Origin of the sequence: uncultured Pseudoteredinibacter sp. (genome assembly GCF_947502065.1) — a bacterium.
GTDB lineage: Bacteria > Pseudomonadota > Gammaproteobacteria > Pseudomonadales > Cellvibrionaceae > Pseudoteredinibacter.
In genome coordinates this window covers 757678-784126 of record NZ_CANMYE010000001.1, presented here as the reverse complement: position 1 = coordinate 784126, position 26449 = coordinate 757678, and the positions used below count along the sequence as shown (strand labels likewise).

The following is a 26449-nucleotide window of genomic DNA, read 5'->3' as shown; positions in this document are numbered from 1 at the left end:
AATCATTATTTATAGTCACCTATAATCCCCTTTCGGAATTAGGCAGCTAACACACCATTAGCACAGTGACACGACAAGCCTTACTCCGATCATATCCAAGCCACAACAAAGAAGATTAAAAAGTGGACAAGCCAAGCGCCGATAATATTTACAGCCTTCCCAGTGATGTATTGCACGACGAGGAACCCGATCGAAAATTTATCAACGCCCTTGCGCGCGGCCTGGATGTATTACGGGCTTTTCAGCCCGGGGATGGTTTTTTAGGCAACCAAGACATTGCACAAAGAACAGGCTTACCAAAATCCAGCGTTTCTCGATTAACCTATACCTTAACCAAGTTAGGCTATCTGGTTTACTCTGAGCGGCTAGAGAAATACCAATTGGGCAGCGGCGTATTGGCACTGGGCTATGCCTTTACCGCTAACTTAGCTATTCGCCAGTTAGCCAAACCCCTCATGCAGGAGCTGGCCAATAATACCGGCACAACGGTTGGCCTGGCCGATCGCGACCGGCTCAAAATGATTTATCTTGAGTACTGTGCACCAGCTAACGTGATGACCTTTCGCAATGAAGTTGGTGATCGTGTGCCGCTTGCCAATTCAGCCCTTGGGAAAGCCTACCTCACCCTATTGCCACATAATGAGCGTGAGTACTTTTTGCACTATATCGAAAAACGTAACCCTGAGAATTGGCCAGAATTACGCGACGGAATCCAAGCCGCTATCGATAGCTATGAACAAAAAGGCTATTGCACAGGCTTCGGCTCATGGGATAAAGATATTAACGGTGTCTCGGTACCGCTGCTAGTTGGCAATCAAATTTATAGCTTTAATGCCGGCGGCCCGGCGTATCGATTATCGAAAGAGTTTTTAGAGCAAGAAGTTGCGCCTCAACTAAAACGTATGGTTCGTAATGTTGAGGCGACCCTGATTCGTTATTAGTAACTAGCTCCGGGCATCAATAGGTTTTGCTGGCAGAAGATGCCGCCAAGTCTGCAGCATCATCTGCCCAAAGCGCCGCTTCCTGCGGAATTCTAGGCACGGCCGATTGTCGGCACAAAGCCACTAAATTGCCCTCACTATCCCATAATTCACCCTGCTCTTCTAAGATTCCGCCGTGAATTTTGCGGGTATTAAACAAACAGGCGACATGCCCCTCAGCCGGTGTTTGGAGTATTTGCACCGTCATATCGACGGTTGGAATCCATCCCACTTTACCGCTGCGCATTGCCACCGCTCGGGGAAAGGCATCGGCAAACACCAACAAGCTTAAGGCATCATTTGGACGCCCATCGGCCATCTGGATCCAACCGGCATTGCTCATTGTATCGCTGCCTCCGCCCGGCCAAAATGGCGCGCAATCTGGAAAAAAGCGCGCATCTACCCGATCGCGAAAGCTCGCATTAGCACCAGTGACTGCTTGGCAACTTTCGAGGGTAGGCAAGCGGGGTCGATCGCCCTGGAAATGGCTAACGCCTTTTAGCTTCATTAAATTTGAAAACACTACCGTCGCCTGGGCACAAATCTGTCCATCTTGCTGCAACTCAATTGTGGTTTGGCTTAAGCGCCCACCCACACGCAATAAGCGCACTTCAATTTCAGCTCTGGCTGGTTTTGCTGGCTGAATAAATTGAGTCGTGGCAGAGATTGGGTCCGGGTGATCAGGCAGAGCTAAACGCCCCGCCTTGGCTAATAAAGCGGCCATATAGCCACCATTGGGCGCATTGCCAAATGACCAGCGATCACTGACTTCCAACGCATAAATACGGCGATTCAATTGCTGCTCGATCAACGTCAGCTCGGTATCTCTATCAAACTCAAATAAAGCTGGTGAATAGCTGCTCACCCAAAACTCCTTGCGATGGTCTTTTATATTGTTTTTTTAAATGATGCCTTTACCGCATAATCATAAAACAATGTTCCGCACAGTGGAACAAAAAACCAAGGAGTGGTATAAAACTTCCCTATTATGAAAATAGCACCTTGAAGCGTTCAAATAATAAACAATAGAGGCGACATTATGAGCAAGCTACAATCTGTAGCCGATGTACTGACCCTGGCAGATACCATTGAGTTTGAAAAAACACCGGTAGAGCAGCGCTACCCTTGGCGCGACACCTACGCCATCATCACACAGGCTTGTCGCGACTACGCCGAAGATAAGGTGATGGAGTTTCTACCCACCGGAGTGAAAGATGACATGGCTATTCCTGTCACCTACCAACAGTTTTCGGCTCGCTTGCATCAAACCGCCAATCTATTCAATAAGCTAGGTGTTGGCAGTAACGATGCGGTTTCCATCATGCTGCCTACTCTACCCCACACCGTTTACGCAATTTGGGGCGCTCAATGTGCCGGCATTGCCAGCCCATTAAACCCCTTGCTAGAGCCCCGTCATATTGCGGAAATTATTGAAGTGACTGGCTCAAAAGTCTTCGTAGCTATGGCGCCAATGCCATCAGCACCACACTTATGGGAAACTACCAAAGCGGTACTGGAGCTCAGCCCTCAAATTGAACACCTAGTATTGATTTCACTACCAGGCATTACCGACCCTATTCCCGATGATTTGTCGGTTCAGGTAAGCGATTTCAACGAGCAATTGGAGCTGCAAAACGCTGAAAGCTTAGACAGTGAGCGAGAATTTAAAGGCGAAGATATCGCCTGCTACATGCACACCGGCGGTACCACGGGTCGTCCCAAAGTGGCCCAGATCAGCCACGCCAACTTTGCCTTTATTGCCCAGTTCTATAAAGATCGCGTAAGTGACCGGCCACGAGAGAATGTCTTTGCCGCACTGCCGATGTTCCATATATACGGCTTGATGGTTTCCGGTATTGGCGCCATCGCCGCGGGCCTTAATATTGTCATCATGACCCCTAGCGGATTTAGAAACCCCAATGTCATCGAAAACTTTTGGCATCATATCGAGCGCTTCCAATTTAGCGCCTTCCCTTGTGTGCCGACCATTTTGTCACTGATTTACGAAGTTCCTGTAGGCGACGCCGATATCAGCTGCTTGACGGAAGTTCTCAGTGGCGCTGCCCCACTTCCCGTGCAACTCAAGAAAAACTTTGAAGAGCGTTTTGGTTGCACCATTTTGAATGGCTATGGCATGACGGAAACCACTGTGATGCTGTCAGTAACCAGCTATAAAAAGCCACCACCGATTGGTGCTACCGGCCTGCGCATTCCATATGCAGAGCGCATTATTGGTCATATCGACGGCAATAAGCTAACTCGACGCTGCGAGGCCGGCGAAGTGGGTGTGGTACTGAGTCGCGGACCCAATATATTTGCCGGTTATCTTGAGGATAGCGATAACGAGAAAGCTTGGGTGGACGGCTGGTTTAACACTGGCGATTTGGGCTATGAGGACGAAGATGGCTTTTTGTATCTAACCGGGCGTGCAAAAGATCTCATTATCCGCGGCGGTCATAATATTGACCCGGTTATCATTGAAGACCCACTGCTTAAACACCCAAGCGTGGCGCAGGCTGTCGCTGTTGGCCAGCCCGACGACTATGCTGGCGAGTTGCCAGTGGTCTACATCACCCTTCATCCTGGTGCCAGCTATGACGAAGAAGAAATGATGGCCTATGCGGCAGATACCATCTCTGAGCGAGCAGCCGTACCCAAACGCATCACCGTGCTGGAAGAAATCCCACTTACCGCCGTCGGCAAAGTCTTTAAGCCAGAGCTGCGCCGTATGGCAACGGAGACAGTTTTATTGGAGCGTTTAGCCGAGCTAGGCATTCAAGCTCGCGTTGAGTGTATTCATGATACCGAGAAAGGTTTAACCACTAGCATAGAGGTAGCCGACGCCTCGCGTGTTAAAGATCTAGAGGAAGCACTGCAAGGCTATGCCTTAACCATCGCGATTAAATAAGGCGAGCTTAAACCAGGGTGGTTTTGATGTTTTCTTAAGCACAAGCATGACGCCGAAAAAATCATTACTTCATGCTGAAAAACTCATCATGACAAGTTGGAGTAATCTCCAGCTTGTCATAAAATTATCACCCTGGAATTTATACACTTCGGTAGATCTCGGCATTTATCGTCACTGGTATTCTTCTTAGCATTACACGCTTTAGCGCTTCAATTTGTTGCGGCTAAACACGGCCCAGGAATGACAAGCTGCCCTCTGTGCGCCGCTATAGCCGCTATACAAGAAGAAAGATCGCCACTGTTAGTGCCTCTAGAACAAATTTGCTCGTAAAGGCATGCCATTTTGGTTACACATAAAGTAAAATGGCAGGCATTACCCAAGAACCCCCAAGCAGGAGTTTTTCATGTCCGTTACCCAATATGAAATTATTGACGGTGTTGGTGTTATTCGACTCAATAACCCACCCGTAAACGCCCTATCACACGCCTTACGCGATGGCATCTGCAAAGCCATCAAGAAAGCTCAAAAAGATGACAGCAAGGCTATTGTGATCATTTGCGAAGGTCGCACCTTTATTGCGGGCGCGGACATCACCGAATTTGGCAAGCCACCAAAAGCACCTTCTTTACCAGATATGCTCAATGTTATTGAGAGTTCTAACAAGATTGTGGTGGCGGCCATTCATGGCACCGCACTGGGCGGTGGTTTTGAGACGGCCCTAGCCTGCCACTATCGTGTTGCACTAGACAGCGCCAAAGTTGGTTTACCCGAAGTAAAACTGGGCTTGTTACCAGGTGCTGGCGGTACCCAGCGCACCCCTCGTCTAGCCGGAGTTGAAGCAGCGTTGGATATGATCACCAGCGGCAACCCGGTAGCGGCCAAAAAAGCCGAAAAGATGAATCTTATTGATGTTGTCGTTGAAGGCGATTTAGAGCTAGGCGCGATTGCCTTTGCCAAGTCTCTTGCCGCCGATAAGGCACAGCTTAAGCGCGTGCGCGACATCGAAATTCCAGCCAGCCAAGCGGGCCCAGAAGTATTCGAAGCGGCACGCAAAAAAGCGGCTAAGCGCTTTCGCGGCCAGCTTGCTCCGCAGAATATTATCCGCTGTGTTGAAGCTGCTGTTGGCCAAGATATGGATAAAGGCTTGGCAACCGAACGTGAGCTCTTTGTAGAATTGATGCAAGGCCCACAATCCTCTGCAATGCGTCATATGTTCTTTGCCGAGCGTGAAGCGGCCAAGGTAATCGGTTTAGCAAAAGACACCGAGCTTCGTGATATCAAGCGCGTTGGCATTATTGGCGCCGGCACCATGGGCGGCGGCATTGCCATGAACTTCGCCAATGTCGGTATTCCGGTTACCATGCTGGAGATTAATCAAGAAGGCCTAGATCGCGGCATAGCCATTATTGATAAAAACTACAGCATTACCGTAAGCAAAGGCAAAATGAGCGAAGCCCAAAAGGCCAAATGCTTAAGCGTAATCAGCGGCACCACAAACTATGAAGATCTAGGTGATGTTGACCTAGTGATCGAAGCCGTTTTCGAAAATGTCGACATCAAAAAAGAAGTCTTCACCAAGCTAGACAGTGTCTGTAAACAAGGCGCCATTCTAGCGACCAATACCTCTTACCAAGATATCGATGCCATCGCCAATGCCACCAAGCGTCCACAAGATGTTATCGGCTTGCACTTCTTTAGCCCTGCCAATGTAATGAAACTGCTCGAAGTTGTGCGCGGCAGCGACAGTGCTGATGACGTGATTGCAACCTCGATGAAGCTAGCCAAGAAGATTGGCAAGGTGCCGGTTTTGGCAGGTAACTGTTACGGCTTTATCGGCAACCGCATGTTGCGTCCTTATGGTCGCGAAGCCCAATTGTGTTTGATTGAAGGCGCAAGCCCCGAGCAAATCGACAGCGTCATGCAAAAATGGGGCATGGCCATGGGGCCTCTAGCTGTGGGGGATTTGGCCGGTTTAGATATTGGCTATAAAGCACGTCAAGCCTTAAGCGACGAACAAAAAGGTGAGCCAAAGACTTATTGTATTGCCGACGCTCTAGTAGAGATGGGACGCCTAGGTCAGAAGTCAGGCTCCGGTTATTACAAATACGACGCCCAAACCCGCGCTCGCATTAATGATCCAGAAGTAATGAAAGTTGTTGAAGAACAAGCCAAGGCTCAAGGCATTGAACGCCGAGCCATCAGCGACGAAGAGATTCTAGAGCGCTTAACCTACGCTTGGATTAACGAAGGCGCTAAGATTTTGGAAGAAGGCATTGCCCAACGCCCAAGTGATATTGATGTCGTATACTGCTTTGGCTATGGCTTCCCAGCTTATCGTGGCGGCCCAATGCACTACGCCGATCATATCGGCTTAGACAAAATCTCTGCACGCATTAGCGAGTTTGCCAAGCAACATGGTGATCAGTATTGGGCACCATCCACGTTACTGAAAGAGCTAGCCGAATCAGGTAAAACCTTTAAGGATTGGGCCAGCAAGTAAGCCAATCTCTTAATTAGGAAATATTAAGGAGGGCCTATCGCCCTCCTTTTTTATAGGTAAAAAATATAGATAGCCAGTTTTGATCATATATACTCTAGGGTAACTTTATTCTAATTTTCTGCGCCCTAGGCATTTTAAAATGGCTATATCTATAACCCGCACTGCCCTAGCGTTCTTCGGCCTAATCTGCGGCAACAATACAGTATCCGCACAGGGGCCCAACAACACTATCATGACCATGGAGTATCCGCCCTTAATCAGTGAAGATATACCTGAGAATGGCTATTTAATGCAGCTATTTAGGCGTTACGCAAAAGAACACTTCAAAATCAAACAGCCTATTCAGCCAGTATTTCTTCCTCCAGCAAGAGCACAGCGAATTATTGCAGGCACAGATTGGTGCCTTTCTTTTTACCCACCAAAAACGGACAACAGCCACGCCATCTTTCAATCACTTTCTGATGAAGAAGTAGAACTTGGTCTCTATCAGCTTAAGCAAGAAGAATATTTTTCTTGGGATAAAATTAGCATTCTCAACAATAAAAGGGTTGCCATTTTACGCAGCTTAGATTTTGGCCCAGTCCATCAAAGCCTAACAGACGCCGGAGCTGAACTTGTTATGGTAGACAGTATTCGTCAAGGCTTGCGAATGCTTCTAAACAAGCGCGTGGACTATGCCTTTGGTGATAATTACAGTATTCATCTAAAACTTGAAGAGCAGCAACTCTACGAAAAGCTAAGCTTTTCTCCATCTCAGTTTGAAGGGGCGCATGTGCAATTGGGTTTCTTTTACAATAAGGATTGCGCCGATTCACTTTTTAAATCGCTTTCCAACCCTCTTCCAAAATCGACTTAGACTTTGAATCCATTATCAAAACCATCAATTCGAGCTTGCCTGAAACCACAATGTTAGTTATAACTAGCATTAATACAAAGGGATTCCTATGCAGCTCAATAATAAAAATATTTTAGTCGTCGGCGCTTCCTCAGGTATTGGGCGAGCATTCGCTGTGGAGTTAAGCAAGCGAAATAACCACCTGATTATTTGCGCTCGCCGCGAAGACTTACTTGTATCGCTGGCTCAGGAGATTGAAGGCAATGGTTCCACCGTCGAATTTCACATCATAGACGCTCTAAATCAGCAGCAAGCACAAGAGCTGATCGATAAAATTGCCTCACAAGGAAAAGCTCTCGACCTGGCCCTATTAAATGTTGGAGATGGCCCATCTTTTAATATGAACCATGTCAGTGTTGATGAGGTTCAGCAAAACCTAGCTTTAAACTATCAAAGCTTGGTGAACTTTCTCATTCCACTTATTGCGCTCATGAAAAGCCAAGGCTATGGCACTATTGCCCACACCAACTCACTAGCCGGATTTATTGGCCTACCTATGCAAGGGCCCTACAGCGCCGCAAAAGCCGCTTGCCGAATACTGATGGACAGTTGTCGTATCGAATTGGCCAACGCAGGCTTAAAGTTTATCTCGCTCTACCCTGGCTTTGTCGCGACTGAACGGGTAGCTGATGATGGTATTCCTGCCCCTTTTGAAATCACAGAACAAGCAGCCGCCCAATATATGATTCGCGGCATTGAAAAAGAAAAGAACGATGTACTATTCCCTTTTGTTACGGCAAGCTTAATTCGACTAGCGAGAATTTTACCGAAGCCATTGCTGGCTTATATCCTTAAAAAATCTGTGCCGGAGACTTACTAGGGAGTTATTTTCGACAGACGCTGTTGGAATAAAGGAATAAAATCTTTTTCAAACCATGGCTGCTGTTTTAACCATCGGTTATTTCTCGGGCTTGGATGTGGCAAAGGAATCATCAGATCGCTATTCACATCGGCTTGCTTTACCAAATCAGTTAAGCTGCCTTTATGATCTGGAAAATGATAACGCTGGGCGTACTGACCTAACAATATTGTTAACTTGATATTTGGTAGCATAGCCATCAACGGCTCTCGCCACGGCAAACATTCTTTACGCGGTGGCAGATCTCCTGAAGCCCCTGTACCCGGATAACAAAAGCCCATTGGCAAAATAGCCAACTGTTTTGGGTCATAAAATTGCTCAGCGCTAATATTCATCCACTGACGCAAACGCACACCACTGGGATCATCAAAAGGCTTGCCGCTTTCATGCACTCTTCGCCCAGGTGCCTGGCCGACAATTAGGATTCTTGCTTCGGGATGATGCTGAATAACTGGTCTGGGGCCCATTGGCAACTCCGCTTCACAACGTCGGCAATCACGAACTTCCTGCAGTAGCTCCGCATGCTCAGTCATTTACATTTTCCACCTATGCCAGCCGATTAAGTAAAAACTTACTGTACTAAATAAAGCGATTGTTTGTTAGAGCACAGCTCAATATCATCCTATAGCAATACTGCAATTGTCACTTTACACCCAAGAATTTGGCAGGTAAGGCCAAGCCCTATACCGATATACTTTCAAGGGTTTCTTCACTGGATGGATAATGATAACAATGAACACAAACAGCCACAGCTCACAAACCCTCGAACAGGCCGTTGCAGGCCGAGACCTACCGCGATTGTTTCAGCACTGGCGTCAGCAGTGCCCCAATAAAACCTTTTTGATTTGGGCCGCCTTTGAAGGTGAAGACAAACAGTGGAGCTATGAAGAATTCTGCCAACAAGGTGGGCGCGTCGCCCAAGGCCTCGCTGATAAAGGTATTAAACCAGGCGACAGCGTTGTTATTCATTTAGAAAACTGTCCAGAATTTTTGTTTAGCTGGTACGCCTGTGCTTTGCTGGGTGCGGTAGCCGTCACAACCAATACCCGCAGTGTCGCAGCGGATATGGACTATTTTATTGAGAAGACCTCGGCAAAGGCGGTCATTAGCCAAGCCAGCCTTATTGATAGCCTTCCAAAAGATGCTCCATCGTTAGAGTTTATTGCCTGCACTGACAATGCCGATAACGATCAGCTGCTAGCCTTTGATGAGCTAATCGCAGATCAAGAGTTGCCGCTGAATGCTCATCCGCAAACTCATGAAAATCTGTCTATCCAATTTACCTCCGGCACCACCTCCCGCCCGAAAGCTGTACTCTGGACCCACGCCAATGCCATTTGGGGCGCTCAAACCAACGCCCGCAACTTTGCTTTGCATCACAATGATGTTTGCCAAGCCTTTTTGCCGCTCTTTCACACCAATAACCAATCCTATTCTTTGCTAGGTAGTTTATGGGTGGGTGGCACTTATATTTTGCAGCCACGTTTTTCTAAAACGCATTTCTGGCGACCCGCTTTACAATATAAAGCCAGCTGGGCATCGATGATCCCGTTTTGCATTAAGGCCTTAATGGAAGAAGCCGTTCCTGAGCATCACTTCCGTTTTTGGACACCTGCCGTTGCTCTGCCCAGCATTGAAGATCATTTTAAAGTGAAGACTTTTGGACTTTACGGCATGACCGAAACCATAACCCAAGCTATCACCGGGGATTTAAATCACCCAGGGCCTGAAATGTGTATTGGACGCCCCTGCCATGGCTATGAAATTAGCGTTCGCAACGAGCAAGGGGGGCCGATTACGGCAGGTGAAACAGGCGATTTATTTATTCGCGGCATTGCCGGTATTAATCTATTTAAAGAATATTTAAACGACCCTGAGGCTACAGCCAAGAGTTTTGTGGATGGTTGGTTTGAAACGGGTGATCGAATCACTCTAGATGATGCGGGTAACTATTTCTTTGCCGATAGAGCCAAAGATATGCTTAAAGTCGGTGGTGAGAATGTCGCTGCCTCTGAAGTTGAAGCCGTTATTATGGCAAGCGGCTTAGTAGACGAGGTAGCTGTCGTAGGCAAGCCCCACGATATGTTGGACGAAGTCCCAGCCGCCTTTATCATAAGAAGTCCACTACTTGGGACTGAGCTGAGCAATCAGGAGCTAATCGACAAGCTACAACAGCACCAACTTAGCCAGCTAGCTGATTTTAAGCAGGCCCGTGAGTTTCATATCGTAGAAGAACTACCACGCTCCTTGCTCAATAAAGTCGCCAAAAAAGAGCTACGTGACAAATTAGTAAATTCATAATTGATACGCTACTGATGGCCGCCGAGCGGCTATCAGTCTAATTCGACCGTTAAACTATTATCACGCTTTTGGCGCCTTATATCACATATTCCCACAGTAAATAGGGGTATACTTAAACAAAATCACCCAGGGATGCACTGCAATTGCAGCAGTCGGGCCTTTTCAGCCAAAGGAAAATATCATGCTGTCTTTTTCCATTCGCAAGCCAACTCGTATTATTTCGCTCGCATTCGCGCTAGCACTCTATAGCGTATCTTCATCTGGCGGACTAAATCTGCCGAATACCCCCTCCGCCAACAAAGACGCCGCCACAATATACGAAGACCTGCCTTTGTTTCAATCGGGCTTGTGGTGGTCACAACGTCACAACGGTCACGGCCTCGATATTCAATTCGCTGAAGATATTGTATTTATCGTTCTATATACCTATAGCCGCGACCGCAAGCCAATTTGGTATACCGCGCAAGCCGAACTTGTCGACGGTAAGTATGAGACAGACCTACTGCTGCACAGCTGGAACACTGAGACTCAAAAATACGAAGGCTTTGTTAAAGACGGGAAGATAAGCTTTGAGGTTAACAACCCGACATCGATAAGCGCCAATATCGAGGTACAAGGTGGCAGCACTGCCCTAGAACTAGAGCCTTTCGCTCAGAGTAATATAAGTGCAGAAGAGCCAAAGACAGGCTTATGGTTTAATCCGCAAAATTCAGGCTACGGCTTCACCTATGTGGAGCAGCAACGTTGGAAGTTCGGCCTCTATTATTATTATGATGACGCTGGTGAACCAACCTGGCTTTATGGCAGTAATGGCGGAGTAAAGCCAGATATTGAATTACTTCGATTTGAGGGTAGATGCTTTAGCTGTGCCGGTAGCGCCCCTAGCGGTGTTAAAGCAGGCAGCGCGAATTTTAGCTTTAGCCAGCAACAGCGTGGGCAGGTAACGATCAGCCTAGTGCAACAAAGTCCCTGGGCATTAAATAATTCGCCGATCCATATGCTATCTCAGGTCGAGAGCGAACGACCCTCGTTTTTTAAATTAAGCAGGTTTAGTAATAGCGAGGGCCTAACTGATTACTTAAGAGCTGGATATTTAAACTTAAGTCACAGAATACTTGAAGATTTTGACTTCTCCCCTGCACCACCGCCAAGCAGTAGTAGCTCTGCTGTATCCAGTACCAACCTGCAAGAGAAAGGCGTGGATGAAATTGATTATATCAAAAGTGATGGTCACTGTGCCTTTACCTTCCCAAGCGACAAAGACAACAGCGTAGCTAGCCATACTTTAGCCGATGATGGCAGTGTAATTTCAAAACAACAGTATACCAAGGCTCCATTCCAGGCATCGAGCGAAAGTAATGTAGTTATCAATCCAAATGATTTGGGCCTTTACCTAACAGATGAACACATTGCCACGGTAAGCTCTAGCTACCTGCAGCATTACGGTGATGCTTGGCAACAAGATGAAGTGTGGCAAGGAGGTTACAGCTACGTTGATATTTACCCACGAGAAGACTGCCTCCTACAAGAGCCACGTCGTATCGCCTTATCAGGTTATGCCGTTAACAGTCGCCGTATAGGCCAAAGCCTTTATGTTTTATGGCGCAGTGTCACCAATGTTTCTGTAAGCTGGAACTCAGAACACAGCGAACAACTACAAGCTGCACTAGCTGGAATGAGTCTCGATGAATTAGTTCCTCAAGTAAAACTCGCTGACCAAGAATGGCAGGCTGCTTTAAACAAGGATAACACTTATGTGCTGGCCGGTAAGGAATTTCCTGCCAGTAATTTTATGATGCTAACACGCATTAACTTGAGCGACCCTAACGATGTTAAAACCATTGCCCTAGCTGGTCACTTAGATACAGTGTATATGTCTAGCAATGCTGCCTATCTTGTCACCAGCGCGGATAGCTACCGCAGCGGAGCTCCAAATGGCTTTTCATCCTATGCCTACAGCACCCAAATCCACAAGGTAAATTTAGATCAAGATTTAAGTTACGCTGGAAGCGGCAGTGTCGATGGTTATCTAAATGAACATTCAGACCTTGCGGCGTTTCGCCTGAGTGAAAGCAAGGGCGATCTAGCCGTAGTCACACGCTTTATTGAACTGGGTGCAAGCCAATATAAGCTATCTATTTTAACACCTTCTAACAAACGAGAGGGGTTTCTTGTCTATAAATCCTATTTACCCAACCCGGTAAATTTCCAACCACTGGGTAAATTAAATGAGCGTCTTGAAGCAACTCGTTTTGTTGGAGACAAAATGTACGCAGTAACCTTTGAAATGGTTGACCCACTTTACGTGGTTAACTTAGAGGATCACGATGCGCCTTTTATAGAAGGAACATTAGAAGTACCTGGGTGGTCGGAATACTTACACCCCCTGCCTAACAACAAATTGCTTGGTGTAGGTCACGCCGCCGATAGCTTTGGCCAAAAGGCAGGAAATCAAATTAGCCTATTTGATGTAAGCGACGCCAAGAACCCAACTCTCGTGAAAAGTATGGTATTGGGACAAGCTGGCAGCGCTAATGCACTTGGCACTAGCCATCACGGCTTTAGCTATCTGCAAAAGACCGATAATCGCCCGGCGCGTTTTACTATCCCCATGATGATGGCTACTGGGAATAGCAGCGATGATCAGTGGCAAGCCAGCGGTTTATTTGAATTTGAATTTAACGAAGACTTTACAGATTTTAAAAAGGTGGCTGAACTTATAACTTACGATCGCCATCAAACTGTCGTGCCTTTCGAAAAACGTATTTCAGCTTTAGGTGGACGGGCGACAATATTCGAAAATCGTGTATTGTATTATGAAGGTGGCCGTTTGTGGGGCGCCGACTGGGGCGACAATATCCCGGATTATGTCCCCTAAAGAAAAAGGCAAGTGAATATGGCTATGGCTATGGCTATGGCTATGGCTTACAATTTGGGGGTTCAATAAGAAATCTATATATAGCCTGCCCTAGATTTAATTATGAAATACCCCAACCAATATGGAAGTTATTGTGATAAGGCGCCTACTAAACAAATTACTACTATTAACCACACTCCTATGTTCCTCTGCAATTTTCAGCGCCATCTCGCACGCTGATAGTGATAGAGTAGCAAGCCTTTATAGTGAGCTCTTCCCCTTTCAATCAGGGCTCTGGTATTCTCCTCGGCACGATCACTCTGGCCACGGCTTCGACATACAATTCGCTGAAAACCTCGTATTTATAGTGTTCTACACCTATGACTTAGAAGGCAAGCCAGTCTGGTATACAGCACAGTCTGAGTTATCGAGTGAAAATGGAATTACATCTTTTAAAGCGGATTTATTGTTTCATAAATGGGATACAGGCCTTAACCTGCATGATTCTTATACTAAAGCAGGACAAATCTCGTTCACAGTAAATGCTCCTCGTGAAATAAGCGCTGAAATCAGCGTAAATAATATTACCAGCACATTAGAGTTGGTGCCCTTTGGGCAAAGTAACACGAGTAAGGAAGCACCAAAAACAGGCCTATGGTTCAACCCAGAGAATTCTGGTTATGGTTTTACTTATATTGAACAACATCGTTGGCGAACCGCCATTTATTATTTTTACGATGAAAGTGGCAAACCAACATGGCTGTTTGGCACAAACGGCTCCAATTTAGGGGAAAGCCATCTCAGTTTTTCCTACAGAGAACAACAATGTCTAGGCTGTACTCTTTCATCTAGTTATATATACGTAAATGATGCAGGCACACTAACTTTTGACTTCAGCGGTGCAACACAGGGCTTGGTAACAACGAACGTGGGTTCGAACAACTGGTCTTTTACAAAAGCACCTATTCAAATGCTGTCAAACCCAGAAAGCGAGTACCCGTCTTACACCACCTTAAGCCAACTCGAAAGCGATGAGTATCTAGCAGAATATCTTCGCGAGGGAGTACTCCATTTAACTGGATATAATGAAGATAACGATTTCTCTTCAGGCCCCGGCTCCCCGACCGCGACCCTTATCCCAAACCTATCAAACGCAAACCTACAAGAAGCAGGTGTCGACGAACTCGAATCTTTGAAAGTTGACGACCAATGCGCTTTTACCTTTCCAACCTATCAAGGGCAATCAATCGAGAGCTATAGAGTTAATGAAGATGGCATTGTTTTAAGTAAAAGCAAGTTCAGAAAGCCCAACTATCGCGACTACGACGGATCTATTTATATCGATGATATTGAAGAATTAGGCATGTATCTCAGCTCTACTCACGCCGCAACTATCAGCACCACAAAAGTTATAGCTTACCAAAACAAACTATCAAGCGCTTGGCAAGTCGATAAGGCTTGGCGTGGTGGATTTAGCTATGTTGATACTTATCGACGCGATAGTTGTGAGTTAAGAGATATGCAGCGTATTAGCTTATCGGGCTATATGTTAGCAAACCGAAGAATTAATGATAATCTCTACCTACTTTGGCGTAGTTCGATTGACCTAAGGGAAATTCGGAAAAAGGGTAGCCTTATAACAAAAATTCAAGATGCCACTTTGGAAGACCTTTCCCCTCAAATCAAAGTCGACAGCGGCCCATGGAAAGCTGTCTTGAACAAAGACAATACATTTGTTGTCGCAGGCAGAAAGAACCCCGTAAACAATTTAGTGTTGCTTACCCGGATTAACCTAAATAGTCCAAGCGATATTGAAACTATTGCTGTAGCAGGACAGATTGAATCCCTCTATGTCTCAACCAATGCTGCTTATTTAGCAAGCAGTGTTAAAAGCTATAGAAACGCGGCACCTGATGACTTCTCTACCTATAGCTATAGCACGCAAATACACAAGATTGCTCTAGGCCAAAAGCTGGAATACAGCGCTAGCGGGAGCGTTGACGGCTACTTAGACTCAAATCCGGATCGTGCGCGCTATCGCTTTAGTGAAATCGACGGGGATCTGGCAATAGTAACTACATATCTCAACGATATTAATCAAAGATCACACCAGCTTTCAATAATGACGCCTTCCATGAAGCGAGAAGGGCTGCTTGTATACAGATCTCACATACCCAACCATGCTAAACCAAGGCCCATTGGCAAGCCCAATGAGCTGTTAAAATCTACGCAATTTGTTGGAAACAAGCTTTATGCAGTGACCTTTTTGCAAGTCGACCCTCTATATATTATCAATATGGAGAATTTGGATGCCCCCTATGTTGAAGGTGAGCTTGAAGTTCAAGGATATTCAAACTACTTACACCCATTACCTAACGGTAAGCTTCTTGGCATAGGCCGATCCGAAAAAAGTCAAGGCGTAGATCAAGGGAATCAAATTAGTTTATTCGACATCAGTAATCCTGAACAGCCACTTTTACTGCAAAGCGAAACCTTTGGTGATGAAGGTAGCGAATCAGCCGTGAACAACAGCCCCCTTGGCTTCAGCTACCTACCAGCCTCCAGCAATAGGCCAGCTCGTTTTGCTATTCCTATGAGTATTTACAAATACCCTATACCATCCCAACCAAGGCCGGGCTCCAGCAAATGGCAAGAAAGTGGTTTGTATCAGTTCAATTTAAGCAGTGATTACAGTTCCTTTAATTTCGACGGAAAGCTCATAACTTATAGTAGTCAAACCAGTGCTGTTACCAACTATGTAAAAAATGCTCCCCTCTCTGCTAGAAGTCGTATCTATAATGATCAAGTAATCTACTACGAAGGAGGACGACTCTGGGGGGCAAGCTGGGGGAACAACATTCCCGATTATGTTCCCTAGGTTAATCGAGATATTCACTTGTTAAGCTGCCAAGCTCAGTACGGGCAGCTTAATAAACTCAATTGCTCAAGAACCCGCACAGGTAAAGAAACCAATAGTCGAGTTAATCTCTTGATTTGTTAGGCATACTTAAGGATACCCGCAGTCCCCCGCGATAGTTATCCAAGCTCATCTGCCCTTGATGAGCTTCAACAATTTCTCGACACAAAGCTAGGCCGATACCGGAGCCTAAAGGCTTGGTAGAATAAAACGGTAATAGCGCCTGCTCCATAACTTCGCTACTCATACCGCCCCCTTGATCGATAACCTCGATGCGAGTGCCCTGCTGTAGCTCTTTAAAGCGTATCAGAATCTTATCTGAATCAGAGCCCGACTCATGGGCGTTTTTAAGCAGATTGACTAGCGCTTGTTGCAGCTGTGCATTATCAGCCTCTAGCTCCCAATCGGGAATACCGTCAGGGCAGCTAAATCGAAAATGCTCTTGTAACTGCTGCACAAAACTATTCCAGCTCAAGGGTGATAATTGAGGTTTCGGAAGGCGAGCAAAGCTTGCATAGCGCTGAATAAACTCATGCAGTGAGCCGACTCCAGATTCAATACGCTTCAATACCATTGCCAGGCGTTCGCGATCATCACGCTCTAATAGAGTTTGACAAGAATGTGCCATGGAAGAAATGGGCGCGAGAGAATTGTTCAGCTCGTGACTTATTACTCTAATAGTCTTCTTCCAGCTGGCTGCTTCCTGGCGATTGACTTCACGGGTAATGTCTTTTAACAAGTGCAAACGATGACTCTGTCGATCAATGCTAAATTCGCTGCATAGATAATGAAAACTGCGCAAGCCACTTATCATATCGACTTGATCGGACTCCTCTGCTTGCTCGCTTTCCAGAGGCTGATCTTGCTGGTGATTAGAATTCAGTAGCAAACTAAAGAACGTTTCTCGTCCTTGTAAGATAACTCTAGAGAACTCCTCGCCATCATCACCTTTGCTTTCACTTAAAGCTTCAACCAGATGAAGCCCTTCACAACGGCGCCCTTGAAATAATAAAGCTCTTGCGGCGGCGTTCGCGAAGAAAATATGCCCGCTCGAGCCACATAGGATCATCGCTACCGGCGAGGTTTCTATCATGGTATCAAGCATTAGCTCGCGCTGATAAATACTCTGACGCTGGCTACGAAGATCGCTAAAACTGCGATTCATGCGTTGCACAATAGCCTGCATCTCAGGCAGCTCAGCCCTGGGCATGGAAACACTGAAATTGGCATCGCTTAAGTTTAACAGCGCCACCTCTAGGCTTGATATATCTTTGGCAATACGGCTAGACCATCGCCATGCCACAGCAAGCATCAACAAGAATAGTACTGACAACACGATGGCCATCAACCAAGGCATATGCACCAAATAGACGACACAAATTGCCGTCAATAGAGCACTTAATAACACACAACAAACCAGGCTGTACCACAGGCGTTGACTCAAGGTCTTTGGCAAAATTGACATGAATGCGATTCCAGCGCGTGTTAATTTAATGGCTTATTATTCAGAGGTGCCCTAGCTAGAGCTAAGACTAAGCTCGGGGTATATTTCAACTTGATTCTGATTTGGCTAATCGGCGGTATAAAGCTTGTCTCGAAATACCTAAATGACGAGCCGCACGCGAAACCACTCCACCATGCTCATCCAGGGCTCGCTGAATGTCCTCAATGCTTAAATCTACCGCACTTACGCTTAGGTTGCCATCGGCTTGCAAGTCAAAATCTTCTAGCTGCAGCTCGCTCGATTGTTGTAATAACAAAGCTCTTTGAACTTTATTGCTAAGCTCACGAACATTTCCAGGCCAAGCGTATTGCTTTAAGGCTTGCTTGGCGGTTTGCGCGATGCTTTTATTCTCCCCGCCCACTTGGAGAATGAAATGGTTCAATAATGGAATAATATCTTCAGGACGCTCGCTAAGCGGCGGTGATTTAAGCTCAATTACGTTTAAGCGATAATACAAATCTTCTCTAAAGTCGCCGCGCTTGATTGCAGCAGGCAGATCTTCATTAGTGGCTGTAATAACTCGCACATCAACCTTGCGGGTTTGGGAGCTGCCCACTCGTTCATATTCACCTGACTGCAACACCCGCAGCAACTTTTGCTGCCCTTCTAAAGACAGATTACCCATTTCATCAAGGAATAAAGTACCACCATCGGCACTTTCGAAACGTCCGATGCGAACCTTATCGGCACCGGTATAGGCACCCTTCTCTGCGCCAAAAAGCTCCGCTTCGATTAGATCAGCCGATAGCGCACCCACATTTACCTTAACAAAGGGTTTATCGCTGCGCCGAGAGTTAGCCTGTACAACTTCAGCTATTTTCTCTTTTCCTGAGCCGTTAGGCCCTGTGATAAGCACAGGTACATCGGTAGGGGCCACTTGTATAGCCATATCCATCAGGCGTCGCATAAGGGGGCTTTCAACGATTGCGCCGCAGAGATTAGCTGTTGAGAGCTGATCATCAACTTCGCCTTTTACCGAAAGTTCAGAGTCTTGTTGAGCCTGCAGTTGCGTATTCTCTTCTCGCAATTCCGACATTTCGAGCAGATTGCGAATGGTAACGAGCAACTTACTGTCATCCCAGGGCTTGCTGATATAATCAGCCGCACCGGCTTTCACCAACTCTACGGCCATACTGAGATTGGCCCAAGCAGTCATTAAGATAATAGGAAGATCTGGCTGTTGCGCACGAATATCATAGAAAAGCTGCTGCCCTTCGCCGCCAGAGGTAGTATCTGCTTTGAAATTCATGTCCTGAATGACTAACTGAATACTTTCTTGAGAAAGCACCTCTAGAGCAGCATCGGGGCATTCCACAAAGCGAACCTTATAATCGTTTAGCTCTAACAATAAGCTAAGCGCTTCACCAATGGCGGGATTGTCATCAACAATCAATATCACAAGCTTTCCTTATTATTCTCTCTAGTTACAGGCTAGCAAAAGTAAGGGGGAAATTACCCCCTATTAGACGACAATACACAGCGAAAGTTACACGGTTCTAGTCGCAATTGCCGGAGATACTTTACTGGCCTTTAGTGCGGGTAACAATGTTGCAAACTGGCTGATAAATAGCAAGCTTGCAGCCGCCACAAAGACATAAACCAACTCTAGCCTTGCCAGCTCGTAGGTTTGCAATAAGTACTGATTTAAGGCGTAGGCCATTCCCGAGCCCACAATCAAAGCAAGCGCCGTAATAGCAAAGTTCTCGCTTATAAAATAAGCAAGAATATCTCGCTTGCTGGCACCCAGTGCACGTCGTGTTCCGATCTGCTTTTTACGATTGGCTACGGTAAAGCTTACCAAGCCCGCGACACCTAATGCGGTAACCAGTAACAATAAAGCCACAACACTCAACAACAGCACAACCATGGCCTTATCGCGTCGATAGGCGTCTGCCGCCATTTCGTCCATGGTTTCGATTTCAGTGATCACACGCTGATCATTCAAACCCACCATGGTAGCTTCGAGTTTCTCTTTTACCTGCTCAATGCGGTCCTGGTCCACTCGAATAGCAAGATAGCCACTGGTCCTGCGCTCTGCCGTTAAGATAGTGTGATCCGCCTCAGTCGCACGTGCTCCAGGTCTCAGCAATTGGCGATAAACCCCAACGATGGTTAACTCACGTCCACCTAGGTAGAGTTGCTTGCCTAAGGCGCTCTCCTCCGGGAAGTACAGCTTAGCAAGAACTTCACTTAACATCATGGTGCGCGTTTCAGCAATTGAAATTGCATCAGTCGTGACATTATCACTATCGTTTAACCAGCGCCCTTCCACCAAATCTAAGCCCAGAGTTTCATGAAAGTTCACATCTGAACGATAATATGAAGGGCTATGAGGACAGCTATCCTCATCACCTTCCTGCTCAAAACACAAACTACTGGTATTGTTATTGCCACCAAGAGGCATTGAGTTTGAATAGCTTACACTCTTAACCCCGGGAATTTCTAATAGCGTCTTACGATCGATATCCGCTTGAGCGGCTTTATCAACGGCCTTGCCAAAATAAAACACTCTTGCAGCAATAACTTCTTCATTTACCACACCGGTATCACGACTCATCTTTTCGACGCGCTCATTCACCATATAAAACATGTTACTGGCGATGGCTAAAGTGAGCGCGATTTGGATAGCGATAAGTAAAGCGCCCGTAGGGTTACGCAGGGTGCTGCGAAAAATAGGTCCGAATGCCATGATGTGCTCCTATTGGGCCTTTAAGAAGATGGATGGATTGCTATTACATACACGCAGCGCCGGTAGTATTCCGGTTAATAGTGATGCTAGCAGCGACAGTAGTAATGCACCGATAAACAAGCTGAAATCTAAACGCGCAATATCGGTGCCGTATAACTCACGCACAGCCCACAAGCCTATAGAGGCCAGTAGCAAACCCACTAAGCCACCAAAGAAGCCCAACATACCAACTTCAACTAAATATTGAGAAAAGATCTGGCCCTTGCTTGCACCTAAGGCACGGCGGACACCCGCCTCGTTCATCTTGCGCATAAATTTGGCCAGCAGAAGACCAACGGCGTTTACCAAGCAAACTAAGAGAAACAACAGACTCATGCCCACCATCACGCGATTATCTTCACTGATTACCTCGTTATAGTTCAGCCAAGTTTCAACATCTTTAATATCGCCACGAGGATTCTGGTTAGCAAAACGACCTAACTCTCTTTGCTGCTCCACATAGCCTTTCAAGAATTCTTTGTATTGAGCTTTAGCTGCTTCGTTATCAAGCTGGGTCCAAAAAACCTGCCAGACATACTCGCTTTTTAAAATATCTTTAAAACCGTTTACTTCCTCTGGCTGCCAACCACTGATATTTCCCATTGGGAAAGTTTCCAGTTGTTCCACCAAGGAATATGGGGCAAAGACACCAGCGCCTTCCCTTGGGAAGTAGCCTGTCGTCAGATCGTAGTAGGCCGGTTGTGGGTTGAACTCTTCATAAACCCCTGCAACGGTGAATTGCATAATGCCATCAAGCATGGCAAAGGTTTTGCCAACGCTGTTGACTTCACCGAAGATCCATTCACTAAGAGCCTTAGAGATAACGACTTGATTTTCTGGCTGTTCGTCCACAGATTCTGACCAAGGGCCACCGTGAAGAAACTTCACATCAAACATCGAAAAGAAATCTCGATCGACGAATCTGCCTGCATAATCATTACTAGGGGCGACACCTTCTCTCTGACTCACGATTACAGTCATAAACTGATAGATCGGAGTACTCGGAAAGCTTAAATCAGCTTCTCGTAAGTTTTTTACATCCTGATGGGTAAGTTGACGAGGAAAGCCATCCGACATGCCCCAGGTTTCCATATCATTACCATAGGCCGCCAACTGTACCGCGTGTAGCTTGTCTGAACGATCACCAGCCGGGTTATGTGCCATTGCTTTGTAATAGCTGATCATGGTCATGGAAGCACCGATACCAAGGGCAATTGCCATAATAATCAACAAACTCAGTGCAGGTGTTTGTAAAATATGCCGCCAGGCAAGTTTGCAGTAGTAAGTAAACATATGCTGCTCCTATACCTTTATTTAAACCGCTTGGGCCAGCTGTTGCTGATCGCTCACTTGGCCATCAATGATTTGAATATTACGCTGTGAACGACGTGCCAAACTCGGATCGTGCGTTACCATCACAATGGTGGTGCCCTCAGAGTTAATCTCTTCTAGCAACTCCATAACTTGACGCGCCATTAAGGAATCCAAGTTACCGGTTGGCTCATCCGCTAAAAGAAAGCGTGGCTCACCCGCTAAAGCTCTAGCGATTGCCACACGCTGCTGTTGCCCACCAGAAAGCTGTGATGGCAGGTGCTTGGCTCGCGCCGCTAGGCCAACACGCTCAAGGGCATAATTAATGCGTTTTTTGCGCTCCGCTGAAGAAAATCCACGATATCGCAAAGGTACATCAACATTATCAAACAGATCTAGATCTGGAATTAGGTTGAAGCTTTGAAAGATAAAACCGATTTTCTGATTGCGCAGCTGAGAGCGCTGGCGATCGTTCAAGCTTGCCACGTCTTCACCGTCCAGAAAGTACTCACCGCTGTTAAAGGTTTCTAACAAACCTGCGATATTCAAAAAGGTAGTTTTACCGGAACCTGATGGGCCAGTTACGGTTACAAACTCACCTTCAGCAACACTTAAATCAAACTCTCTTAAGGCGTGAGTTTCGATAAGGTCAGTGCTAAATACTTTCGATATTTTATTCATTCTCAGCATGGTAATTCCTTCTTATTCTTCAATATTTAAAATTTGGTTATGGTTTTATTCGTTTACAAACAGTGTTTCATGATCAATAAATTCATCAACCGAAGAGGTAATGATTCGGTCGCCTTGCTTTAAGCCGGAAAGGACTTCTACCTGGTCGATACTGCGCGCGCCAAAGCGAACGGTAGTTTTTGTTGCAATACCATCTTCTATCAAATACACGGCATTATTGGCTTCTAGATAGGAGCCTCGAGGTAGATATAAAGTGTTTTCTTTACGCGCTAAGCTGATGCGCGCGCTTAGGTGCTGGTTCTGGCGAAGTCCCTGCAATTTGTTATCGAGAAATACAACTCGTGCGACCACATGGTTGTTTTGTACTTCAGGAGAAACAGAGCGCAGTTCTGCTGCATACTTTTTACCCGCGACATTCAGCTGCACTGTCATACCTGGGGCCAAATCATCAGCAAAACTTTGCGGGATTTCTAACTCAGCCTCATAGGCACTAAGATCTACCACGGTTAACAACGATTGATGCTCGGCAACTTGGCTGTCTTGGGCAACTAGCCAATTACCAATCATTCCAGATACTGGCGAACGTAACTCCAGCTCCTCTTGCTTGCGGCGTAATTCATCCACCACTAATTGCTGTTTCGCTAGTGCGACTTTACTGGCCTTTAATTCAAAATCGATCATATCCGCGCTGATCTTGGCTTCGCGCTCGGCATTTTTTAAATCCAGCTCGGCCTTATGAAGATCATCTTTAGCTTTGGCATAATCGAACTCAGATACCACCTTAATATTGAAAGAAGCCTCTGCTCTTTGCAGCTCTCGCGCTGCTGCACGATGGTTAACTCGGCTTAGATCCAATGTTTTATTCAAGGCCAATTTGCGTTGCTCAACTTCAAGCTTCATACGCTCTAAATCCAACATGGAGCTTTCCAAGCGGTTTTCTTCTTGCTTGAGTTGATTATCAAGAATCGGGCTGCTGATATTGGCAATTAACTCACCTTTGGCAACTTTATCACCAGGTTTTTTCAAAAGGCGAACACGGCCTGTTGCAGCGCTATATAAAGCTGGAGAGTGGCTCGCCACAACACGACCGGTGGCATTCACAGCCCTTTCAAACAGGCCACGCTTTACTTCACCAAAGCGCAAGCTGCTAGCCGACAATGAGGCCTCAGCCTGCCAAGGGCTCCAAAACCAAGTCGCGGCAGCCAAGGCCACAAGACCAATCGGAATACCGGCTTTTTTGCCCCAGTTGGATTTAGGCTCAATCACTCGATCTTGGCCAGATGTATCTCGAATCATAAAATTTCCTTCGCTCTTTCAGGCAGTGACAAATGACTGCCAGTTGCTAATCTGCGTGACTTTGAAGCCTGTTGGACAGCGCGCTTAGTCATCATTTACCCTAGGTATATCAATCTTTGTGCCAACATTGTAAGCCATTGTTTTAAAAGGAATATTCAATATTTTCGAAGCAAACTGTCCGCCGTACAGTGTCCGTTCACTGTCCGCCACGAAAATTAAAGTGTCCGCGGACAGTCCAACTTTTACGCCCCAAAATATGCTTCTTAATGGCTGTCGGTTATGAGAGAAAGAAAGAGGATATTGAACCCAAGAGAAAGGGAAGATAAGGAAATTGGAGGCTAAGGAAGTTAGAAGCTAAGGCAATTAGAGGATAGCACTAGCCGAGACTAGGCTTTGTACCCCACTTATTGGCCAGCTGTAAAAGGATCATCATTAGCAGTGCCAGAAGCGCACCCCCAATATTCGCCAACATATCACCATAGCTGAATACCCGTAATGGGCGCCAATACGCCTGGACCGGCTCAGCGATAGTCGCTAACGCAATCACAATTAACCACAGGCTCCAGTGCCATTGTCTTAAAAGAAGTAAGCGAAAGCTCAAGCTGAAGATAAAAAACACCCCAAAGTGGGCGATCTTGTCGGCTTCTTTAAAGGGAACGGCGATGGGTTCCGGGCGGAATAAACCATAGGCTAACAGTGCACAGAAAGTTGCGAACATCAGGCAATAAAACCAATGCACATTGGCGCTTCTGTAATAGCTATCGTTGCTATTCACACACTATCCTTGTTGTCAGTTGCAGTTGTTGCGCTTGAGTATAGACCATTTCACGATCAAGAAAATTTCCAAACGGGCTTATCAGATAGTAAGTGCACTTCAGACCCATTGCATGCTTCAATAAATAGCCCTCTTAGAGACCAGCGCTAAAAAACACCACATCCTTATCAATCAGCTCCATAGTCCAGCCATAATGTTGAGCAATGTAGCCAAGGCTAAACTCATTGTAAAAACGAATATGTGTAGGATCGTTCTTATAGTGCCAGCCGGCAAAGCGTTCTGGCTCAGCTCGTCTTTTTGTCATAACTGCCAGTGTGCCACCCGGCTTTAACAAACCCTTGAGAAGATCCAGAACCAAGCGAGGATGGCGCACATGCTCTATCACCTCGGTCATGGTAATAAAATCGTATTGTTGTTTTAGCAGCTCGGCTTTGTGGGCATAGAATGGATCGTAATTCTCCATATCAAAGCCCTGCTCCTTTGCCATCAACGATAAAGTAGGTCCTGGGCCACAGCCAAAGTCTAAGCCTTTTGCCCCGGGCGATAGACGATTGATCAATGGCTCTAAGCAGCGATTTAAAAACTGTCTGTAGCCTAGATCTTCAGCTTGATTTTGATGCTTATCGTACTCTGCTTTTTCTTCTGCTGGGCCAAGTATATCCGCCTCGGCGACATACACTAGCTCACAGTGCTGGCACAGCCAATAGGGTCGTTTTTTATCCTGATAAAACTCAATGGTTTTATCACGGCTACATAAGGGGCAAATCATTTGTGCTTTCCATTGCGTTGTTTATTGCTTTTCCCATTGCTCTTTTTATTGTTAGGCTCACTTGCTTTGCAACTATTATTCACAATCTTGTTTCAATCCTGTGGCAAACAGCAATCGCGGTAGCGTTTTTGACTACCGCATGAACAAGGTTGTTTTTCGCGCTGCTTAATATCCTGCACAATCGCCGCCCTATCTTGCTGATAGAAGTCTTCTAGCGCCTGATATAAAACAGGGTGTTTTTTCTGTAACATTAATGGGCGCTCAAAAAAATACTCCGAGGCAACACAAAAGAATTCCAACTTATTACTGGCGCCATAAGGGTCGATATTGCTACGCCCCTTATCAATGGCACGCATTTTCTTTTCGGCCAGCTCAAACCAGGGCAAGGCAAAGCGATATTCTTGCAAACGCTCTGGAAAGCCATCCATATCGCCGTCGGCCATATCGATAAGATGCACGAATTCGTGGATGCCTACATTTTGCTTATCATGAGGGTTTCTAAAACCTTGGTACAAGGCTGGGCGGCTCAGGGCCATTTTCCCAGCCATAGGGCCTGTACCAACCATACCTGTATAACGCGAATCTTTTTGCCCACATTGAAAATCATCATTAAAAGCTGCGGGCAACAAATATACGGTTTTTAAATTAAAATAATGCCAGCTAGGGAAGGACCACACAGGGATAATAGCACTGGCCGCCACCAGTAACTGATCTTCGAAGCTTGCTATTTCTTCACCATGAAAAACTTCCGTGGTATCCATAAACAGCAATGCGCGCTGATCAAAGAGTGTTTTTTGCTCATTGTCTAGCTGGCGGTAAAACTCGACATGCTGCTGAAGAAAATCGCTCCACTGCTGTTGCCATTGAATTTTAGGCTCCGCGGCCTTTAGACCTAAAAAGCGCAGGCTAGCATGTTTAATACGAGTTAAGATTTGACTGAACATTGTTGACCTAAGATTGACGCTCGCGCCCATTTAAAAGCGGCAGTGTAGCATAGCCTTAAGCGAGGAAAGAAAGCCTTAATCGTAGAGAAGATTGCCTAACGAGCAAAAGAGAGGATGAAAGCTGGAGTAGAAAGAGGGAACAAAAAACTAAGGTGCAACTTTTTACTGAGCGGGAAAGGCTGGCGAGCACAAAAAATGCTCGCCAGCAAAAACCC

General features: G+C 46.2%; 19 protein-coding genes. 8 read left to right on the top strand and 11 right to left on the bottom strand.

Annotated elements, in window-relative coordinates; translation table 11 throughout:
- Window positions 1-122: 122 nt before the first annotated feature.
- On the top strand, window positions 123-941 hold the full coding sequence (locus Q1A41_RS03435) for an IclR family transcriptional regulator (protein WP_299974736.1): 819 nt from the start codon (window positions 123-125) through the stop codon (window positions 939-941).
- A 16-nt stretch (window positions 942-957) separates the two neighbouring features.
- Here Q1A41_RS03435 and Q1A41_RS03430 read toward each other — a convergent pair whose 3' ends face one another.
- Window positions 958-1845 carry a thioesterase family protein gene (locus tag Q1A41_RS03430; protein ID WP_299974733.1) on the bottom strand — a complete coding sequence of 296 codons (888 nt, stop codon included), beginning with the start codon at window positions 1843-1845 and terminating at the stop codon, window positions 958-960.
- Window positions 1846-2019: 174 nt separating this feature from the next.
- On the opposite strand from Q1A41_RS03430, the gene Q1A41_RS03425 reads away from it, so the two are divergent.
- The 4 genes from Q1A41_RS03425 to Q1A41_RS03410 all read left to right on the top strand — a co-directional run bounded on the left by Q1A41_RS03425 (window position 2020) and on the right by Q1A41_RS03410 (window position 8103).
- Entirely contained in the window at window positions 2020-3888 is a 1869-nt protein-coding gene (locus tag Q1A41_RS03425; protein ID WP_299974730.1) for an acyl-CoA synthetase, read from the top strand.
- Between the two features lie 403 nt (window positions 3889-4291).
- On the top strand, window positions 4292-6388 hold the full coding sequence (locus Q1A41_RS03420) for a 3-hydroxyacyl-CoA dehydrogenase NAD-binding domain-containing protein (RefSeq protein ID WP_299974728.1): 2097 nt from the start codon (window positions 4292-4294) through the stop codon (window positions 6386-6388).
- Window positions 6389-6527: 139 nt separating this feature from the next.
- Window positions 6528-7244 carry a hypothetical protein gene (locus Q1A41_RS03415; RefSeq protein WP_299974726.1) on the top strand — a complete coding sequence of 239 codons (717 nt, stop codon included), beginning with the start codon at window positions 6528-6530 and terminating at the stop codon, window positions 7242-7244.
- Window positions 7245-7332: 88 nt separating this feature from the next.
- The gene (locus tag Q1A41_RS03410) at window positions 7333-8103 is read left to right on the top strand and encodes an SDR family NAD(P)-dependent oxidoreductase (protein ID WP_299974723.1); all 771 of its coding nucleotides are present in this window, start codon (window positions 7333-7335) and stop codon (window positions 8101-8103) included.
- On the opposite strand, the gene Q1A41_RS03405 is transcribed toward Q1A41_RS03410, so the two are convergent.
- On the bottom strand, window positions 8100-8675 hold the full coding sequence (locus tag Q1A41_RS03405; protein ID WP_299974720.1) for a uracil-DNA glycosylase family protein: 576 nt from the start codon (window positions 8673-8675) through the stop codon (window positions 8100-8102). The two genes, Q1A41_RS03410 and Q1A41_RS03405, sit on opposite strands and share 4 nt — an antisense overlap.
- Window positions 8676-8874: 199 nt before the next feature.
- Here Q1A41_RS03405 and Q1A41_RS03400 point away from each other — a divergent pair, with 199 nt between their 5' ends.
- From Q1A41_RS03400 to Q1A41_RS03390, 3 genes are all read left to right on the top strand, one after another.
- Window positions 8875-10443, top strand: a complete 1569-nt coding sequence (locus Q1A41_RS03400; RefSeq protein WP_299974717.1) for an AMP-binding protein — start codon at window positions 8875-8877, stop codon at window positions 10441-10443.
- Window positions 10444-10624: 181 nt separating this feature from the next.
- On the top strand, window positions 10625-13321 hold the full coding sequence (locus tag Q1A41_RS03395) for a beta-propeller domain-containing protein (RefSeq protein ID WP_299974715.1): 2697 nt from the start codon (window positions 10625-10627) through the stop codon (window positions 13319-13321).
- Window positions 13322-13667: 346 nt separating this feature from the next.
- A complete protein-coding gene (locus Q1A41_RS03390) occupies window positions 13668-16178 on the top strand; it encodes a beta-propeller domain-containing protein (protein ID WP_299974713.1) in 2511 nt (836 codons plus the stop codon).
- Between the two features lie 103 nt (window positions 16179-16281).
- Here the strand turns inward: Q1A41_RS03390 and Q1A41_RS03385 are convergent, their stop codons facing one another.
- From Q1A41_RS03385 to Q1A41_RS03345, 9 genes are all read right to left on the bottom strand, one after another.
- Window positions 16282-17682 (bottom strand): ATP-binding protein, encoded by a 1401-nt coding sequence (locus Q1A41_RS03385; protein ID WP_299974710.1) that lies wholly within the window; start codon window positions 17680-17682, stop codon window positions 16282-16284.
- Window positions 17683-17767: 85 nt separating this feature from the next.
- Window positions 17768-19120 (bottom strand): sigma-54 dependent transcriptional regulator, encoded by a 1353-nt coding sequence (locus Q1A41_RS03380; protein WP_299974707.1) that lies wholly within the window; start codon window positions 19118-19120, stop codon window positions 17768-17770.
- Between the two features lie 87 nt (window positions 19121-19207).
- The gene (locus tag Q1A41_RS03375; protein ID WP_299974703.1) at window positions 19208-20410 is read right to left on the bottom strand and encodes an FtsX-like permease family protein; all 1203 of its coding nucleotides are present in this window, start codon (window positions 20408-20410) and stop codon (window positions 19208-19210) included.
- Between the two features lie 9 nt (window positions 20411-20419).
- On the bottom strand, window positions 20420-21742 hold the full coding sequence (locus Q1A41_RS03370; RefSeq protein ID WP_299974700.1) for an FtsX-like permease family protein: 1323 nt from the start codon (window positions 21740-21742) through the stop codon (window positions 20420-20422).
- Window positions 21743-21763: 21 nt separating this feature from the next.
- The gene (locus tag Q1A41_RS03365; protein WP_299974697.1) at window positions 21764-22450 is read right to left on the bottom strand and encodes an ABC transporter ATP-binding protein; all 687 of its coding nucleotides are present in this window, start codon (window positions 22448-22450) and stop codon (window positions 21764-21766) included.
- Between the two features lie 45 nt (window positions 22451-22495).
- The gene (locus Q1A41_RS03360) at window positions 22496-23746 is read right to left on the bottom strand and encodes an efflux RND transporter periplasmic adaptor subunit (RefSeq protein ID WP_299974694.1); all 1251 of its coding nucleotides are present in this window, start codon (window positions 23744-23746) and stop codon (window positions 22496-22498) included.
- 376 nt (window positions 23747-24122) lie between these two features.
- Window positions 24123-24521, bottom strand: a complete 399-nt coding sequence (locus Q1A41_RS03355; protein WP_299974691.1) for a hypothetical protein — start codon at window positions 24519-24521, stop codon at window positions 24123-24125.
- Window positions 24522-24654: 133 nt separating this feature from the next.
- Entirely contained in the window at window positions 24655-25290 is a 636-nt protein-coding gene (locus Q1A41_RS03350; RefSeq protein WP_299974688.1) for a class I SAM-dependent methyltransferase, read from the bottom strand.
- Window positions 25291-25382: 92 nt separating this feature from the next.
- Entirely contained in the window at window positions 25383-26234 is an 852-nt protein-coding gene (locus tag Q1A41_RS03345) for a zinc-dependent peptidase (protein WP_299974685.1), read from the bottom strand.
- Window positions 26235-26449 lie beyond the last annotated feature (215 nt).